The following is a 17,630-nucleotide window of genomic DNA, read 5'->3' on the forward strand; positions in this document are numbered from 1 at the left end:
GGCAGGGGCTTTTGTTAGCTAACGAGAAAGAATAAGATAGACCGTTCTATGGACGGAGTCTTTTCTTGTAAATGGTACATGGCGGCAGGAAGGAGGCTGTTTATGGATAAGAAAGTCACAGAAGTTGTAGAAGCATTTGCGCAGCCAATCGTTGAAGAGTTAAATCTTGAACTTGTAGATGTAGAGTATGTGAAAGAAGGACAAGACTGGTTCTTACGCGTATTCATCGATTCTGAAAAGGGAGTCGACATTGAAGAATGCGGTGCGGTGAGTGAACGTTTAAGCGAAGCTTTAGATAAAGAGGATCCAATTCCTCATCTTTACTTTTTGGATGTGTCATCTCCTGGAGCAGAACGCCCATTAAAGAAAGAGAAAGACTTCCAGCAAGCGGTAGGAAAACAAGTGGCAATTAAAACATATGAGCCGATTGATGGCGAAAAGATGTTTGAAGGAAAAATGCTTTCCTACGATGGTACTACAATTACACTATTATTAACAATTAAAACACGTAAAAAAGAAATCCAAATTCCAATGGATAAAGTTGCAAATGCGCGACTTGCTGTTACGTTTTAGTTAGAAGGGGGATCTTCATGAGCACTGAGTTGTTAGATGCCTTGCTCGTATTAGAGTCAGAAAAAGGAATTAGCAAAGATATTATTATTGATGCGATTGAAGCAGCGTTAATCTCTGCTTATAAACGCAATTTTAACCAAGCACAAAACGTTCGTGTGAGCTTTAACCCAGAAGTGGGAACAATCCAAGTTTTAGCACGTAAAGACGTTGTTGATAATGTGTTTGATCCACGTCTTGAAATTTCTGTTGAAGAAGCAAGACAAATTAATCCGAACTATCAAGATGGTGACGTACTAGAAATTGAAGTAACGCCAAAAGATTTCGGCCGTATTGCAGCACAAACTGCAAAACAAGTTGTAACACAACGAGTGCGTGAAGCAGAGCGTGGTGTTATTTATTCTGAGTTTAGTGACCGTGAAGAAGATATCATGGTTGGTATCGTACAACGTCAAGATGCTCGTTTCATCTATGTAAGCTTAGGGAAAGTAGAAGCTTTATTACCTGTAAGTGAGCAAATGCCGAACGAACAGTACAAACCGCATGATCGTATTCGCGTATTCATTACGAAAGTAGAAAAAACAACAAAAGGACCACAAATTTACGTATCACGTACACATCCTGGTCTTTTAAAACGTTTATTCGAAATGGAAGTTCCTGAAATTTATGATGGAACTGTTGAAATTCGTTCTGTAGCACGTGAAGCAGGCGATCGTTCTAAAATCTCTGTACATGCAGAGAACATTGATGTTGATCCAGTAGGTTCTTGTGTAGGACCGAAAGGACAACGTGTACAACGCATTGTAGACGAACTAAAAGGCGAAAAGATTGACATCGTTCGCTGGTCAAATGATCCAGTAGAATATGTTGCTAATGCTTTAAGCCCATCACAAGTTGTTAAAGTACTTGTAGATGAAGAGGAAAAAGCAACAACTGTTGTTGTTCCAGACCACCAACTGTCATTAGCTATTGGTAAACGTGGACAAAATGCACGTTTAGCAGCTAAATTAACAGGTTGGAAAATTGATATTAAGAGTGAGTCTGATGCGAAACAACTTGGTATTGTAACAGAAGAAGATAGCGTAATCGCATTCGGATTCGATTCAGTTGAAGACGAAATCGAATAGAGGTGATGAGTATGAGCAATCGAAAAGTTCCGTTACGAAAATGTGTTGCAACGCAAGAAATGAAATCAAAACGAGAGCTCGTTCGCATTGTTCGTTCCAAAGAGGGAGAAGTGTCTATTGATTTAACTGGAAAGAAATCAGGACGAGGTGCTTATTTATCAAAAGATAAAGAAAGCATTCTTCAAGCTCAAAAGAAAAATGTATTGGAACATCATCTAAAAGCGAAAATCGACAGTTCTCTTTATGAAGAGCTTCTTGAGCTTGTTGAGAAGGAGTCGAAATAAGTGTCCGATTGGAAATCGTTTTTAGGACTAGCAAACCGGGCTCGAAAAATTATTTCGGGTGAAGAACTCGTTTTAAAAGAAGTACGAAGTGGCAAGGCAAAACTTGTTTTGCTATCTGAGGACGCGTCAGCAAATACTGCAAAGCGTATTACGGATAAAACGACGTATTACAACGTACCAATGAGAAAGGTCGAAAATCGACAACAATTAGGGCATGCGATTGGGAGAGATGAGCGAGTCGTTGTAGCTGTGTTAGATGAAGGCTTTGCGAAAAAGCTGCGTAGCATGCTCGATACAAATTACCGGGGGTGAAGGTAAATGAGTAAAATTCGAGTGCATGAATATGCAAAACAACATAATATCTCAAGTAAAGATCTTATGACAAAACTAAAAGAAATGAATATCGAGGTTTCGAATCATATGACAATGTTAGACGATGAAGTAGTAAACAAATTAGATAATGAGTATCAAGCTGAAAAACCTTCTGTTGCAGATGAGTTTGAAGTAGAAGAAAAAGTTGTTCGTAGTAAAAAGAACAGCAATAAGAAAAAGAAAAAAGGCAAAGGAAACGAAGACAAACGTCAAGATAACTTTGCTGGAAGACAACAAACACAAACTGTAGAAACACCAGATAAAATTACTTTCTCTGGAAGTCTTACAGTTGGTGAACTTGCTAAGAAATTAAGCAAAGAGCCGTCTGAAATTATTAAGAAGCTCTTCATGCTTGGAATTATGGCAACAATTAACCAAGACTTAGATAAAGATACAATTGAATTAATTGCTACTGATTATGGTATTGAAGTAGAAGAAGAAGTAATTGTGAGCGAGACTGAGTTTGAAACATTCATCGATGAGCAAGATGATGAAGAGAACTTAAAAGAGCGTCCAGCTGTAGTTACAATCATGGGACACGTTGACCATGGTAAAACAACTTTACTTGACTCTATCCGTAATTCAAAAGTAACTGCTGGCGAAGCAGGTGGAATTACTCAACATATTGGTGCATACCAAGTTGAAGTAAATGACAAGAAGATTACATTCTTAGATACACCTGGTCACGCGGCATTTACAACGATGCGTGCTCGTGGTGCGCAAGTAACCGATATTACAATCCTTGTTGTTGCAGCTGATGACGGTGTTATGCCACAAACGGTTGAAGCAATTAGCCATGCGAAAGCAGCAGGAGTACCAATTATTGTTGCTGTGAATAAAATGGATAAACCAGCTGCGAATCCTGATCGCGTAATGCAAGAACTAACAGAATATGAATTAGTTCCGGAAGCATGGGGTGGAGATACTATCTTCGTACCAATCTCTGCGATTCAAGGCGAAGGTATTGACAACTTACTAGAAATGATTCTTCTTGTAAGTGAAGTAGAAGAATATAAAGCAAATCCAAACCGCTATGCAACTGGTACTGTAATTGAAGCACAGCTTGATAAAGGTAAAGGAACTATCGCGACATTACTTGTTCAAAACGGTACACTTCGAGTTGGAGATCCAATCGTTGTTGGTACTTCATTCGGACGTGTTCGTGCAATGGTAAGTGATATTGGTCGTCGTGTAAAAGTTGCTGGTCCATCAACTCCTGTTGAAATTACAGGTTTAAACGAAGTACCACAAGCGGGAGATCGTTTCATGGCATTCGCTGATGAGAAGAAAGCTCGTCAAATCGGTGAATCACGTGCACAAGAAGCGTTACTAGCTCAACGTGGTGAGAAATCTAAATTAAGCCTTGAAGATTTATTCCAACAAATCCAAGAGGGCGATGTAAAAGAAATTAACTTAATTGTGAAAGCAGACGTACAAGGTTCTGTAGAAGCAATGGCAGCATCACTTCGTAAAATTGATGTTGAAGGTGTTAAAGTTAAAATTATCCATACAGGCGTAGGTGCGATCACAGAATCTGATATCATTTTAGCTTCTGCATCTAATGCAATTGTAATTGGATTTAACGTACGCCCAGATGTGAATGCGAAGCGTACAGCTGAATTAGAGAACGTTGATGTTCGTTTACACCGTATTATTTATAAAGTAATCGAAGAAATCGAATCAGCAATGCAAGGTATGTTGGATCCAGAATTCGAAGAAAAAGTAATCGGTCAAGCAGAAGTACGTCAAACGTTTAAAGTAACAAAAGTTGGAACAATCGCAGGTTGTTACGTAACAGACGGTAAAATTACACGTGATAGTGGCGTGCGTATTATCCGTGATGGCGTAGTAATCTTCGAAGGACAACTTGATACGTTAAAACGTTTCAAAGACGACGTAAAAGAAGTTGCACAAAACTATGAGTGTGGTATTACAATTGAACGATATAATGATCTTAAAGAAGGGGACATCATTGAAGCGTACATTATGGAAGAAGTGAAGCGATGATTATCGCTTCACTCTCATTCGAGTGTATGATTTACGATGTGCATTCTTTAAAAGAGAAACGAGCAATTTTGCAACGGGTGCTAACTCGTGTGAAACAGCGTTATAACGTAGCTGTTTCAGAAGTAGGGCATCAAGATGTATGGCAACGTACAGAAATTGCAATTGTTTCTGTATCCTCCAGTCGTGTTATTTGTGAAAAAGAAATGAATCGTGTACTTGAGTACATCGATTCATTTCCTGAAATTGAACGTACGATAACACAATTGGAATGGTATTGAATGAGGTGAAGAGTTATGAAATTACGTGCAAACCGTGTAGGCGAGCAAATGAAAAAAGAATTAGGCGACATTATCAGTCGTAAAATTAAAGATCCACGTGTCGGATTTGTTACTGTAACAGATGTACAAGTGAGTGGAGATTTACAAATTGCTACAGTGTATATTTCTGTTTTAGGTGATGAAGAACAGAAAGAAAGTACATTAAAAGGTTTAGCGAAGGCAAAAGGCTTCATTCGTTCAGAAATTGGCCAACGTATTCGTCTTCGTAAAACGCCGGAAATTTCCTTTGAGTTTGATGAGTCTATCGGATATGGTCATCGAATTGATACACTTTTACATCAAATTAATAAAGACGATAAACGTGAAGAATAATGGATAGACATTTGTCTATCCATTTTTTCAATGCAAATAAATTTTGGATAATTACTATGAAAGAATTATGATGAGGTGAACATATATGGAAGGTGTAGTATTATTACATAAGCCAAAAGGCATGACATCACACGATTGTGTATTTAAATTAAGAAAGATATTGCGTGAGAAACGAATTGGTCATACAGGAACATTAGATCCGGATGTAACAGGAGTATTACCTATTTGTGTGGGACGAGCAACGAAGATTGCACAATTTTTAACAAGCGAAACGAAAACATATGAAGGTGAAGTAACATTAGGGTTTTCAACAACAACTGAAGATGCTTCTGGTGAAGTTGTGGAAACGAAACATGTAGATCGTGTTATTACTCGTAAGGAAGTGGAAGAGGCGCTTGCGGCATTAACAGGTACGATTGAGCAAATGCCTCCGATGTTTTCGGCTGTAAAAGTTAACGGGAAAAAATTATATGAATACGCAAGAGCCGGACAAGAGGTTGAACGTCCAGTGCGTACAATTACAATTCATGAATTTGTATTACTAGATGACCGTGAAGTATTTGAAAGCGAAAATATTTCATTCCGTTTCCGTGTAACGTGTAGTAAAGGAACATATGTAAGAACATTAGCGGTAATGATCGGTGAAAAGCTTGGTTTTCCATCACATATGTCTCACCTTGTAAGAACGGCTTCTGGTGAATTTTTATTAGAAGATTGCATATCATTTGAAGAAATTGAAGAAAACGTGCAAAATGGAACAGTAGAGTCTATCTTCATATCAATTGATGAAGCGTTAAGTAAGTTCCCGAAAATGGTTGTAGATGAAAAGCAGGCAGAAAAAATAAAGAATGGTATGTTCTTAAAAAATGAATTGCAAATAACGGCGCCATTTATAACAGTATTTGATAAAAACGATCGCTGCCTTGCAATTTATGAGCACCATCCAAAACATCCTGGTATGCTAAAGCCGATGAAAGTACTTGTGAATAATCAAGAACTAAAGCTATAATGAATTATTGGAAGGATTATTACAGAAAAAGGTGAATTCAAGCGTGAAACTTATTCATTTAACTCATCCACATGAACAAAATAAATTAGAATTACCACCTACTGTAATGGCATTAGGATTTTTTGATGGCATTCATTTAGGACATCAATGTGTGATTCGAACTGCGAAACAAATAGCGGATGAACGAGGATATAAAAGTGCAGTGATGACATTTTATCCACATCCATCTGTTGTTTTAGGTAAAAAAGAAGCGCATGCCGAGTATATTACACCGATGTGTGATAAAAAAAACATAGTCGAGGACTTAGGAATCGATATATTATATGTTGTTAAATTTGATGAATCATTTGCAGGTTTATTACCACAACAATTTGTTGATGATTATATTATTGGTTTAAATGTAAAGCATGTAGTAGCAGGGTTTGATTATTCATATGGACGTTTAGGAAAAGGAAAGATGGAGACTTTACCATTTCATGCAAGAGGGGAGTTTACACAGACTGTGATTGAAAAAGTTGAATTTCAAGACGAGAAAGTAAGTTCTACAGCATTACGAAAGTTAATTCGAAATGGCGAAATGGAACAAATTCCATCTATTTTAGGTAGAGCATATACAGTAGGGGGAACGGTTGTACACGGTGATAAACGTGGACGTCAAATTGGTTTCCCGACAGCGAATGTAGGTTTAAGTGAGGAGTATCTATTACCACCTGTAGGTGTTTATGCAGTGAGATTAAAAGTTCACGATGAATGGTACGATGGTGTATGTAATATTGGATATAAACCAACTTTTAAAGAAGATGAGCGTCAACTTTCTATTGAAGTGCACTTATTTGAATTTAACAAAGACATATATGATCAAAATGTTACAGTAGAGTGGCATATGCGTATAAGAGAAGAGAAGAAATTCAATGGCATCGACGAGTTAGTTGAACAAATTGCAAAAGATAAGAAAACAGCACAAGAATATTTTGCGAACGAAAAGAATATACTTGCTTTTTCAAATGAAAAGTAGTATTCTATGTTATGTACTTTATGACAACCATTGCTTGGCATTGCGACTCACCGACGCTTGCTAGGTAATCGGGGGTTTAATTAATAGGAGGTGAAATAGGATGGCTTTAACACAAGAGCGTAAAAATGAAATCATTGCACAATTTAGAACTCATGAGACTGATACTGGTTCTCCAGAGGTTCAAATTGCTGTCCTAACGGAGCAAATTAACACTCTAAACGAGCACTTACGTACTCACAAGAAAGATCATCATTCACGTCGTGGTCTATTAAAGATGGTTGGTAAACGTCGTAACTTACTAACTTACCTTCGTAATAGCGATATCACACGTTACCGTGAATTAATCACAAAGCTTGGCTTACGTCGATAGTCAAAGAAGCGGGAATATTCCCGCTTTTTTGTTAGGTAAAAATATATCTTCTACTCTTTATATCTTACTGAATTTTCGGTAATACTAGAGGTAGAATATTGTGATATACTATCCATTTACATAGAAGAATTGAATACTTTAAATTGAGAGGGGTACTTAAATGAGTCAAGAAAAGCAAGTCTTCTCGATAGATTTAGCTGGTCGCCAGCTAACAGTTGAAACAGGTCAGCTTGCAAAGCAAGCGAACGGAGCAGTATTAGTAAGATATGGCGATACAGCGGTTCTATCTACAGCAACTGCATCAAAAGAAGCAAAAAATGTAGATTTCTTCCCACTTACAGTAAACTATGAAGAGCGTTTATATGCAGTCGGAAAAATTCCTGGCGGTTTCATTAAACGTGAAGGTCGTCCAAGTGAAAAAGCAATTTTGGCAAGTCGTTTAATCGACCGTCCAATTCGTCCACTTTTCGCAGATGGTTTCCGTAACGAAGTACAAGTTGTCAGCATCGTAATGAGCGTTGATCAAGATTGTTCTTCTGAAATGGCAGCTATGCTTGGTTCTTCATTAGCGTTATCGATTTCAGATATTCCATTTGAAGGTCCAATCGCGGGTGCAACAGTTGGTCGTATTAACGGCGAATTCGTTATCAACCCAACAGTAGAACAGCAAGAACAAAGTGATATTCACCTTGTTGTAGCTGGTACGAAAGATGCAATTAACATGGTTGAAGCAGGAGCAGATCAAGTGCCTGAGGAAACAATGTTAGAAGCAATTATGTTTGGTCATGACGAAATTAAACGTCTAATTGCATTCCAAGAAGAGATTGTACAAGCTGTAGGTAAAGAAAAATCAGAAGTGAAACTTTATGAAGTTGACGCTGATCTTAACCAAGCTGTACGTGAAATGGCTGAAAAGGATATGCATTCTGCAATTCAAGTACATGAGAAACATGCACGTGAAGATGCAATTAACGAAGTGAAAAAGCGTGTAATTGAGCATTACGAAGCTGAGGAAGCTGACGCTGATACATTAGGACAAGTAAATGAGATTTTATATAAAATTGTAAAAGAAGAAGTACGTCGTCTCATTACAGTTGAAAAAATCCGCCCAGATGGCCGTAAAGGTGACGAAATCCGTCCATTAGCATCAGAGGTTGGCATTTTATCTCGTACACACGGTTCTGGTTTATTCACACGTGGACAAACACAAGCATTAAGTATTTGTACATTAGGTGCATTAGGCGATGTGCAAATTTTAGATGGTCTTGGTGTAGAAGAATCAAAACGCTTTATGCACCATTACAATTTCCCATCATTTAGTGTTGGGGAAACTAGACCAATGCGTGGACCAGGTCGTCGTGAAATCGGTCACGGTGCACTAGGAGAACGTGCTCTTGAGCCTGTAATCCCATCTGAAAAAGATTTCCCATACACAGTACGTCTTGTATCTGAAGTTTTAGAATCAAATGGTTCTACTTCACAAGCAAGTATTTGTGGTAGTACTTTAGCAATGATGGATGCTGGTGTTCCACTTAAAGCTCCAGTTGCAGGTATTGCAATGGGTCTAGTTAAAACTGGTGAGCATTACACAATTTTATCTGATATTCAAGGTATGGAAGATCATTTAGGTGATATGGACTTTAAAGTAGCAGGTACAGCACAAGGTGTAACTGCACTACAAATGGACATTAAAATCGATGGTCTATCTCGTGAAATTTTAGAAGAGGCATTACAACAAGCGAAAGTTGGTCGTGTGCACATTCTAAATCATATGTTATCTGTTATTGCAGAGCCACGCACTGAATTATCAGCGTACGCTCCAAAGATTATTACAATGACAATTAATCCAGATAAAATCCGTGACGTTATCGGACCGAGCGGTAAACAAATCAATAAAATTATTGAAGAAACTGGTGTTAAAATTGACATCGAGCAAGATGGCACAGTATTCATTTCTTCAATAAACCAAGAAATGAACGACAAAGCTAAGAAAATTATCGAAGATATCGTTCGCGAAGTACAAGTAGGTGAAATCTACGAAGGAAAAGTGAAACGTGTTGAGAAATTCGGTGCTTTCGTTGAATTATTCAGCGGTAAAGATGGATTAGTTCACATTTCTGAACTTGCACTTGAGCGTGTAGGTAAAGTAGAAGACGTTGTAAAAATCGGTGACGTAATTACGGTTAAAGTTATCGAGATTGACAAGCAAGGTCGTGTGAATCTATCTAGAAAAGTATTGCTAAAAGAAGAGCAAGAAAAAGAAGCTGCTAAAGAAGAAAACAAACAAGAGCAGCAATAAGCAAAAGCCAGTTTAACTGGCTTTTTTTGTTATGTAAAAATATGATTTATATATATTTTTATGTCAGCATAGGTATAGTTTTCATTATAACGCTCAAATTAACAAAGATAAGAAGAAAAATGGTTTTTATATAGTTAATGGGAGGGTTTATATGAAAGCTCGTATATTGGCATACATATGTATATTCTTATTATATGTCAGTGTAGGCTCTTATTCCGTTTTTGCACAGGATAACTTATATGAAGAAATTCAAAAGCATGCAAAACAATATGAGATTGCACCTCAAAATGCGATGATTGATAAGATATGGAAAGCAACACCAGGATATAATGGAAGACAAGTTGATATTGAAGCATCCTATAACAATATGAAGAAGCGAAAGGAATTTGATCAAAAACATCTTGAATTCAAGGAAGTCTCACCGAGTGTCCACTTAGAAGATTTATCACCCGCTCCAATTTATAGGGGGCATCCGAATAAAAAGATGGTGGGATTAACAATAAATGTGGCATGGGGAAACGAGTATTTGCCTCGTATATTAGAAATATTGAAAAAGCATGATGTGAAGGCGACTTTCTTTTTAGAAGGACGTTGGGTGAAAGAAAATTTACGATTTGCAAAAATGATTGTCGATGCAAATCAAGAAGTCGGAAATCATTCTTATACGCACCCTAATATGAAAACGCTATCGTCTGATGAAATACGAGAGCAGTTACAAAAAACAAATCGAATGATTGAAGCTGCTACGAATCAAAAGGTGAGATGGTTTGCCCCGCCGAGTGGAAGTTTTCGGGATGAAGTCGTGAAAATCGCTGATGATTTCCAAATGGGAACGATTATGTGGACTGTTGATACAATCGATTGGAAGCGACCTGAACCAGATGTACTACTGCAGAGAGTAATGAGAAAAATACATCCAGGTGCTATCGTATTAATGCATCCTACTTCGTCAACGGCAGAAGCATTAGATACAATGATTACAAAATTGAAGGAACTAGGGTATAAAGTAGGGAATATAACAGAATTACTGGACGAAAAACGTGTGGATTAAATACATTTGCATGACATTCATCCTTAAACTTGTTATCATTAAATAATAGCACTTATTTAGAGAAACTGGCAGTAGGAGGAAAGTTTTTGATTAAAAAATATACTTGTAAAAATGGTGTAAGAATAGTTATGGAGAATATACCAACTGTAAGATCAGTTGCGATTGGTATTTGGATCCATGCGGGATCAAGAAATGAAAATGAAAAAAATAACGGAATTTCTCACTTTTTAGAGCATATGTTCTTTAAAGGAACAGAAACACGTAGTGCACGCGAAATTGCAGAATCATTTGATAGCATTGGTGGGCAAGTGAATGCTTTTACTTCAAAAGAATACACTTGTTACTATGCAAAAGTGCTAGATGAGCATGCTAAATATGCTTTAGATGTATTAGCAGACATGTTCTTTAATTCAACATTTGATGAAGAAGAATTGAAAAAAGAGAAGAATGTCGTATGTGAAGAAATTAAAATGTACGAAGATGCGCCAGATGATATTGTGCATGATATGTTAACGAAAGCAACATATGAAACGCATCCGCTTGGCTATCCTATTTTAGGAACAGAAGAAACACTTGATACGTTTACAGGTGATACGCTACGCCAATATATTAAGGATCATTACACACCTGAAAATGTAGTTGTTTCAGTTGCAGGAAATATTGATGAAGCCTTCTTACAAACGGTAGAGCAATATTTCGGTAGTTATGAAGGAACAACAAACCGTGAACAAGTACATAGCCCAATTTTCCATTTTAATAAGGTAGCACGTAAAAAGGAAACAGAACAAGCTCATTTATGTTTAGGATATAAAGGCTTACAAATGGGACACGAAGATATTTATAACTTAATCGTATTAAATAACGTTTTAGGCGGTAGTATGAGTAGCCGTTTATTCCAAGAAGTACGTGAGCAACGCGGGTTAGCGTACTCAGTATTTTCTTACCATTCTTCTTATGAAGATACAGGTATGTTAACACTGTATGGTGGAACAGGTAGTCAACAATTAGATACACTGTATGAAACAATGCAAGAAACATTAGAAACATTGAAAAATACAGGTATTACAGAAAAAGAGCTAATTAATAGTAAAGAGCAATTAAAAGGAAACTTAATGTTAAGTTTAGAAAGTACAAATAGTCGTATGAGCCGTAATGGTAAAAATGAATTGCTACTTCGCAAGCATCGTTCACTTGATGAGATTATCGAAAGTGTAAACACTGTAACAAAAGAAAATGTAGATGGGTTAATTCGTAACATGTTTACAGATGAATTCTCTGCAGCCTTAATTAGTCCAGATGGAAAACTTCCAAAAGGAATAAAACTATAATTACTTAATATGAAGTATGTAAAAATAACCGTATCTCTTTTAAATGAGATACGGTTATTTTTTTGCGATATACAGAATAGGTACTAATTATAGATAACTTACATTCATCAATTCGGTAGGGGGAGAGTATATGCGATTAAGTGAATTAAGTGGAAAAGAGATTGTAAATTTAGAAAGAGCAGAAAAGATGGGGGTTCTAGGTTATGTGGATTTAGAAATTGATGAGAAGGATGGTCAAATAGATGCTCTTATCATACCTGCTGGGAAATGGGGAGGTTTTAAAAAGGAACCACAAGAAATAAGAGTAGGGTGGAACCAAATTAAAAAAGTGGGGCATGATATGATCCTTTGTGATATTACAGATCGTTCCAATTAGAAGTGAAAGATGGCCATTTTGGTCATCTTTTTTTGTACATTCCCTTTTGAGTATTAGTTTATTTTAATGGAGATTTCACTTTAGGGTATTACTGCATACAAAGAGCTGGATAAATCATACGTGCTTTTTGTTTTTCAATCACCTAAAACTCGTACATTACATATGATGTGGAGGAAAAAGAAAAAGTAGGCACTTTTCTTATAAATGACAGAAAAAGAAGGTGAATTAGGGAATGTTGACTGAGATGCATATTGCTGTCATAGGAGGAGATGCAAGACAGCTAGAAGTAATTCGCAAACTAGTTGAATTGGATGCGAAACTTTCATTGATAGGGTTTGATCAGTTAGATCATGGCTTCACAGGGGCAGCAAAAGAAAGTATACAAAATTTAGATTTCACTTCTGTAGATGCAATTATTTTGCCAGTTGCAGGTACAAATGCCAAGGGAGAAGTAGATACTATTTTTTCAAACGAAAAAGTTTCTATAACGAAAGAACAAATTGAAAAGACACCAGAACATTTTACTATATATTCAGGTATTGGTACGCCTTACTTGGAAAATCTCGTATCTACTACAAACCGCAAACTTATTAAATTATTTGATCGTGATGATGTGGCAATCTACAATTCTATTCCAACTGTAGAAGGTACATTAATGATGGTAATTCAACATACCGACTATACGATTCATGGTTCTAATGTAATGGTTTTAGGATTTGGTAGAACAGGGATGAGTGTTGCCAGAGCATTTCAATCATTAGGAGCCCATGTCAAAGTTGGAGCAAGACGATCGGAACATATTGCGCGTATTACAGAAATGATGTTTACTCCTTTTCATATGCAGAACATTGAGCAAGAAGTAGGGGATATCGATATTGTCATTAATACAATTCCGCATCTCGTTGTGACAGCGAATGTCATTTCAAAAATGCCGGCTCATACGTTAGTAATTGATTTAGCCTCTAAACCAGGTGGTACCGACTTTAGATATGCGGAAAAAAGAGGAGTCAAAGCGCTATTAGCACCTGGTCTACCAGGTATTGTTGCTCCAAAAACAGCAGGACAAATTTTAGCGAATGTTCTTTCTCAGTTACTGGCAGAAGACGTAATCGCAAGAAAGGAGAATGGGGAATGAATTTAAAGGGGAAAAGAATAGGGTTTGGTTTTACTGGCTCACATTGTACGTACGAAGAAGTAATGCCTCATTTAGAAAAGTTAATTGCTGAGGGAGCAGAAGTACGCCCCGTTGTTTCTTACACTGTTCAATCAACAAATACGAGATTTGGAGAAGGAGCAGAGTGGATTAAAAAGATTGAAGAAGTAACAGGATTTAAAGCAATTAATTCAATTGTTGGCGCAGAACCACTAGGACCTAAAATTCCACTAGATTGTATGGTAATTGCACCACTAACAGGGAATTCCATGAGTAAATTTGCAAATGCAATGACAGACTCTCCAGTATTAATGGCAGCGAAAGCGACGTTAAGAAATGGTAAGCCTGTCGTATTGGCTGTTTCGACGAATGATGCTTTAGGGCTTAATGGAGTAAATCTCATGCGCCTAATGGCGACAAAAAACATCTACTTCGTGCCATTCGGCCAAGATGCACCAGAGAAAAAACCGAACTCAATGGTAGCTCGCATGGAGCTGCTGGAAGATACAGTATTAGAAGCGCTGCAAGGGAAGCAATTGCAACCGGTTGTCGTAGAAAAATTCAGATATATGAATTAAAAAACGAAAAAAAACGGACAATTTTTGATGAAACCATCATTCTTACTGTAGAATATGATAAAATTAACGTTATTAAGATTAGAAGGGGTATTGTATACTCCTTCTGATTCTAAGTTATAGAAGGATTGGTATCTAGAAAGGGGCATAGTGATGGAAAAGCAAAAAACTTTTCATGTCGCTGTAGTTGGAGCAACCGGCGCAGTTGGTGAACAAATGTTAAATACTTTAGAGAAACGAGAATTTCCAATCGGGAAATTAACGTTACTTTCATCTAAACGATCTGCAGGTAAGAAACTTGTATTTAAAGGCGAAGAATTTACAGTTCAAGAGGCAACTCCTGAAAGTTTTGAAGGAGTAGATATCGCACTATTTAGTGCTGGTGGATCTGTATCAAAACAATTAGCGCCAGAAGCAGCAAAGCGCGGTGCGATTGTTGTTGATAATACAAGTGCATTCCGTATGACAGAAAACGTGCCACTTGTTGTACCTGAAGTAAATGAAAACGACTTAAAAGAACATAATGGTATTATTGCAAATCCAAACTGTTCTACAATTCAAATGGTAGTAGCTCTTGAGCCAGTTCGTCAGCAATATGGTTTAAAACGAGTAATCGTTTCCACATATCAAGCTGTATCAGGTGCTGGTGCGGCAGCGATTGAAGAACTTCATGAACAATCACAAGCAATCTTAAATGGCGAAGAAGTGAAGGCAAATGTTTTACCTGTATCAGGTGATAAGAAACATTTCCAAATTGCTTTCAACGCGATTCCACAGATTGATAAGTTCCAAGATAATGGATTTACGTTTGAAGAAATGAAAATGATTAATGAAACGAAAAAAATTATGCATATGCCCGAATTAGAAGTAGCGGCAACATGTGTACGTTTACCAGTTGTATCAGGTCACTCAGAGTCTGTTTACATCGAAGTAGAAAAAGAAGGCGTAACAGTAGAAGAGTTCAAAAACTTACTTGCAAATGCGGAAGGCATCGTTCTGCAAGATAACCCAGAGGAGCAGTTATATCCAATGCCAGCTACTGCAGTAGGTAAAAACGAAGTATTCGTTGGAAGAATCCGTAAAGATTTAAATAACGATAAAGGATTCCATCTTTGGGTCGTATCTGATAACTTATTAAAAGGCGCTGCATGGAATTCTGTTCAAATTGCAGAGCGCTTAGTAAAATTACAATTAGTGTAAACGGCTAAGAGAAGGTGCAAAATATGAAAATTATTGTTCAAAAATTTGGTGGCACATCTGTACGTGATGAAAATGGACGTAAACATGCGCTTCATCATATAAAAAAATCGCTAGATGCGGGTTATAAAGTAGTTACTGTCGTATCTGCTATGGGCCGTAAAGGTGAACCATATGCAACTGATACTTTGTTAAGTCTTGTAAATCAAGAGGAATCTCACATTTCTAATCGTGAGCAAGATTTATTATTATCATGCGGAGAATTAATCTCAGCAATCGTTTTCTCTAACATGTTAAATGAGAGCGGTATAAAAGCAGCGGCATTAAATGGTGCACAAGCTGGTTTTGTAACAAATGATGATTTTACAAATGCTAAGATTATTGAAATGAATTGCGATCGTATACATGAAGAGTTAGAAAATGTAGATGTAATCGTCGTTACAGGATTCCAAGGACAAACAAAAAAAGGTGATACGACAACACTTGGACGCGGAGGTAGCGATACTTCAGCTTCAGCGTTAGGTGTTGCGCTTCATGCTGAATTTATCGATATCTTCACAGATGTAGAAGGTGTTATGACTGCGGATCCTCGCATTGTAAAAGATGCACGTCACCTTCAAACTGTAACGTATAACGAAATTTGTAACATGGCTTACCAAGGTGCAAAAGTCGTTCATCCACGTGCAGTTGAAATTGCGATGCATGCGAAAGTACCTCTTCGTGTACGTTCTACGTATTCTGATAGTGAAGGTACACTTATTTCGGCATCTGACGGTGCGACAAAAGGCCGTGATGTAGAAGAACGTCCTGTTACAGGTATTGCACATGTATCAAATGTGACGCAAATTAAAGTGCTTGCAAAAGAAACAGCATATGATTTGCAGCAACATGTGTTTAAAGAAATGGCGAATGAAGGAATCAGTGTCGATTTAATTAACATTTCACCTACTGGGGTAGCTTATACGGTAAGTGATAATGTATCAAATCGTGCAGTTGAATTATTACAAAACCTTGGATACGAGCCAATTGTGACAGCACATTGTGCAAAAGTATCTATTGTAGGAGCTGGAATGGCAGGATACCCTGGGGTTACTGCGAAAATCGTTACAGCTTTAGCTGAAAAAGGTATTCAAATTCTGCAATCGGCAGATAGCCATACGACAATTTGGGTTCTTGTAAAAGAAACGGATTTAGTGGAGGCTGTAAATGCATTACATAGTGCGTTTGAGCTTTCAAAAGAAAAGCAACTGGAACAATAAGGAGTGAGACCATGATAGATTTTGGGACAATTGCAACCGCGATGGTAACTCCGTTTGATAAAAACGGAAATATCGATTTTGCAAAGACAACGAAATTGGTAAATTATTTAATAGATAACGGTACAACAGCAATCGTGGTAGGAGGAACGACAGGAGAATCTCCTACATTAACTTCAGAAGAAAAAGTAGCGTTATATCGCCATGTCGTATCTGTTGTCGATAAAAGGGTGCCCGTAATCGCTGGAACAGGTAGCAATAATACGCATGCTTCTATTGACTTAACTAAAAAGGCAACAGAAGTTGGTGTTGATGCAGTAATGCTAGTAGCACCGTATTATAACAAACCGAGTCAAGAAGGAATGTATCAGCACTTTAAAGCAATTGCTGAAAGCACGCCACTTCCGGTTATGCTATATAACGTTCCGGGACGATCTATTGTACAAATCTCCGTTGATACAGTTGTTCGTTTATCAGAAATAGAAAACATTGTTGCGATTAAAGATGCAGGCGGCGATGTGTTAACAATGACAGAAATCATTGAAAAAACAGCGGACGACTTTGCAGTATACAGCGGTGATGATGGTTTAACGTTACCAGCTATGGCAGTTGGAGCGAAAGGTATCGTTTCTGTAGCATCTCATGTTATCGGAAATGAAATGCAAGAAATGATTGCAGCATTCCAAGCTGGTGAATTTAAGAAGGCGCAAAAATTACATCAATTACTTGTAAGAGTAACGGATTCATTATTTATGGCACCAAGCCCAACGCCAGTAAAAACAGCGTTACAAATGGTTGGATTAGATGTAGGTTCTGTACGTTTACCACTTCTTCCATTAACAGAAGAAGAAAGAGTAACGCTACAATCTGTTATGCAATCTATCCCTCGTTAATAAAAAATGACCTAGTTTAGAACTAGGTCATTTTTTATTATGTATTGCAACATGTATAAGAAAATATCGTACCCTTGAAATGAATTAAAAACAAAGTG

The 17,630-nt window shown here is 37.3% G+C and carries 19 protein-coding genes; all 19 read left to right on the forward strand.

Annotated elements, in window-relative coordinates:
- Window positions 1-102 precede the first annotated feature (102 nt).
- The 19 genes from rimP to dapA all read left to right on the forward strand — a co-directional run bounded on the left by rimP (window position 103) and on the right by dapA (window position 17,532).
- Entirely contained in the window at window positions 103-573 is a 471-nt protein-coding gene (gene rimP / locus AC3WTI_RS23720; protein ID WP_000359097.1) for a ribosome maturation factor RimP, read from the forward strand.
- 17 nt (window positions 574-590) lie between these two features.
- The gene (nusA, locus tag AC3WTI_RS23725) at window positions 591-1,697 is read left to right on the forward strand and encodes a transcription termination factor NusA (RefSeq protein ID WP_000102596.1); all 1,107 of its coding nucleotides are present in this window, start codon (window positions 591-593) and stop codon (window positions 1,695-1,697) included.
- 11 nt (window positions 1,698-1,708) lie between these two features.
- The gene (rnpM, locus tag AC3WTI_RS23730) at window positions 1,709-1,981 is read left to right on the forward strand and encodes an RNase P modulator RnpM (RefSeq protein ID WP_000071128.1); all 273 of its coding nucleotides are present in this window, start codon (window positions 1,709-1,711) and stop codon (window positions 1,979-1,981) included.
- Window positions 1,982-2,293, forward strand: coding sequence for a YlxQ family RNA-binding protein (locus tag AC3WTI_RS23735; protein ID WP_001286518.1), 312 nt, complete (start codon window positions 1,982-1,984; stop codon window positions 2,291-2,293). It abuts the gene before it with no gap.
- Between the two features lie 6 nt (window positions 2,294-2,299).
- Window positions 2,300-4,360 (forward strand): translation initiation factor IF-2, encoded by a 2,061-nt coding sequence (infB, locus tag AC3WTI_RS23740; protein ID WP_087958618.1) that lies wholly within the window; start codon window positions 2,300-2,302, stop codon window positions 4,358-4,360.
- A complete protein-coding gene (locus AC3WTI_RS23745; protein WP_071758788.1) occupies window positions 4,357-4,638 on the forward strand; it encodes a DUF503 domain-containing protein in 282 nt (93 codons plus the stop codon). Before infB ends, AC3WTI_RS23745 begins: the two co-directional genes overlap by 4 nt.
- Before the next feature lie 15 nt (window positions 4,639-4,653).
- Complete coding sequence (gene rbfA / locus AC3WTI_RS23750) at window positions 4,654-5,010, forward strand: 30S ribosome-binding factor RbfA (protein ID WP_000776444.1); 357 nt, start codon at window positions 4,654-4,656, stop codon at window positions 5,008-5,010.
- Window positions 5,011-5,095: 85 nt separating this feature from the next.
- On the forward strand, window positions 5,096-6,019 hold the full coding sequence (truB, locus tag AC3WTI_RS23755) for a tRNA pseudouridine(55) synthase TruB (RefSeq protein WP_087958619.1): 924 nt from the start codon (window positions 5,096-5,098) through the stop codon (window positions 6,017-6,019).
- Window positions 6,020-6,062: 43 nt separating this feature from the next.
- Window positions 6,063-7,034: a bifunctional riboflavin kinase/FAD synthetase gene (ribF, locus tag AC3WTI_RS23760; protein ID WP_087958620.1), complete on the forward strand. Its 972-nt coding sequence runs from the start codon at window positions 6,063-6,065 to the stop codon at window positions 7,032-7,034.
- A 100-nt stretch (window positions 7,035-7,134) separates the two neighbouring features.
- On the forward strand, window positions 7,135-7,404 hold the full coding sequence (rpsO, locus tag AC3WTI_RS23765) for a 30S ribosomal protein S15 (protein WP_001229392.1): 270 nt from the start codon (window positions 7,135-7,137) through the stop codon (window positions 7,402-7,404).
- 160 nt (window positions 7,405-7,564) lie between these two features.
- A complete protein-coding gene (gene pnp, locus AC3WTI_RS23770; protein ID WP_048530482.1) occupies window positions 7,565-9,703 on the forward strand; it encodes a polyribonucleotide nucleotidyltransferase in 2,139 nt (712 codons plus the stop codon).
- A gap of 151 nt (window positions 9,704-9,854) precedes the next feature.
- On the forward strand, window positions 9,855-10,754 hold the full coding sequence (locus AC3WTI_RS23775) for a polysaccharide deacetylase family protein (RefSeq protein WP_087958621.1): 900 nt from the start codon (window positions 9,855-9,857) through the stop codon (window positions 10,752-10,754).
- An 86-nt stretch (window positions 10,755-10,840) separates the two neighbouring features.
- Window positions 10,841-12,082, forward strand: a complete 1,242-nt coding sequence (locus AC3WTI_RS23780) for a M16 family metallopeptidase (protein ID WP_000592989.1) — start codon at window positions 10,841-10,843, stop codon at window positions 12,080-12,082.
- Window positions 12,083-12,212: 130 nt separating this feature from the next.
- Complete coding sequence (locus AC3WTI_RS23785; RefSeq protein WP_087958622.1) at window positions 12,213-12,458, forward strand: YlmC/YmxH family sporulation protein; 246 nt, start codon at window positions 12,213-12,215, stop codon at window positions 12,456-12,458.
- Window positions 12,459-12,690: 232 nt separating this feature from the next.
- A complete protein-coding gene (dpaA, locus tag AC3WTI_RS23790; protein WP_087958623.1) occupies window positions 12,691-13,593 on the forward strand; it encodes a dipicolinic acid synthetase subunit A in 903 nt (300 codons plus the stop codon).
- Entirely contained in the window at window positions 13,590-14,189 is a 600-nt protein-coding gene (gene dpaB / locus AC3WTI_RS23795; RefSeq protein ID WP_001049480.1) for a dipicolinate synthase subunit B, read from the forward strand. The genes dpaA and dpaB overlap by 4 nt, the downstream gene beginning before the upstream one ends.
- A gap of 150 nt (window positions 14,190-14,339) precedes the next feature.
- Window positions 14,340-15,386 carry an aspartate-semialdehyde dehydrogenase gene (gene asd / locus AC3WTI_RS23800; protein ID WP_061678191.1) on the forward strand — a complete coding sequence of 349 codons (1,047 nt, stop codon included), beginning with the start codon at window positions 14,340-14,342 and terminating at the stop codon, window positions 15,384-15,386.
- A gap of 23 nt (window positions 15,387-15,409) precedes the next feature.
- Entirely contained in the window at window positions 15,410-16,642 is a 1,233-nt protein-coding gene (gene dapG / locus AC3WTI_RS23805) for an aspartate kinase (protein WP_087958624.1), read from the forward strand.
- Between the two features lie 11 nt (window positions 16,643-16,653).
- A complete protein-coding gene (dapA, locus tag AC3WTI_RS23810) occupies window positions 16,654-17,532 on the forward strand; it encodes a 4-hydroxy-tetrahydrodipicolinate synthase (RefSeq protein WP_000564777.1) in 879 nt (292 codons plus the stop codon).
- Window positions 17,533-17,630 lie beyond the last annotated feature (98 nt).

This window comes from Bacillus sp. EB106-02-03-XG38 (assembly GCF_058792175.1).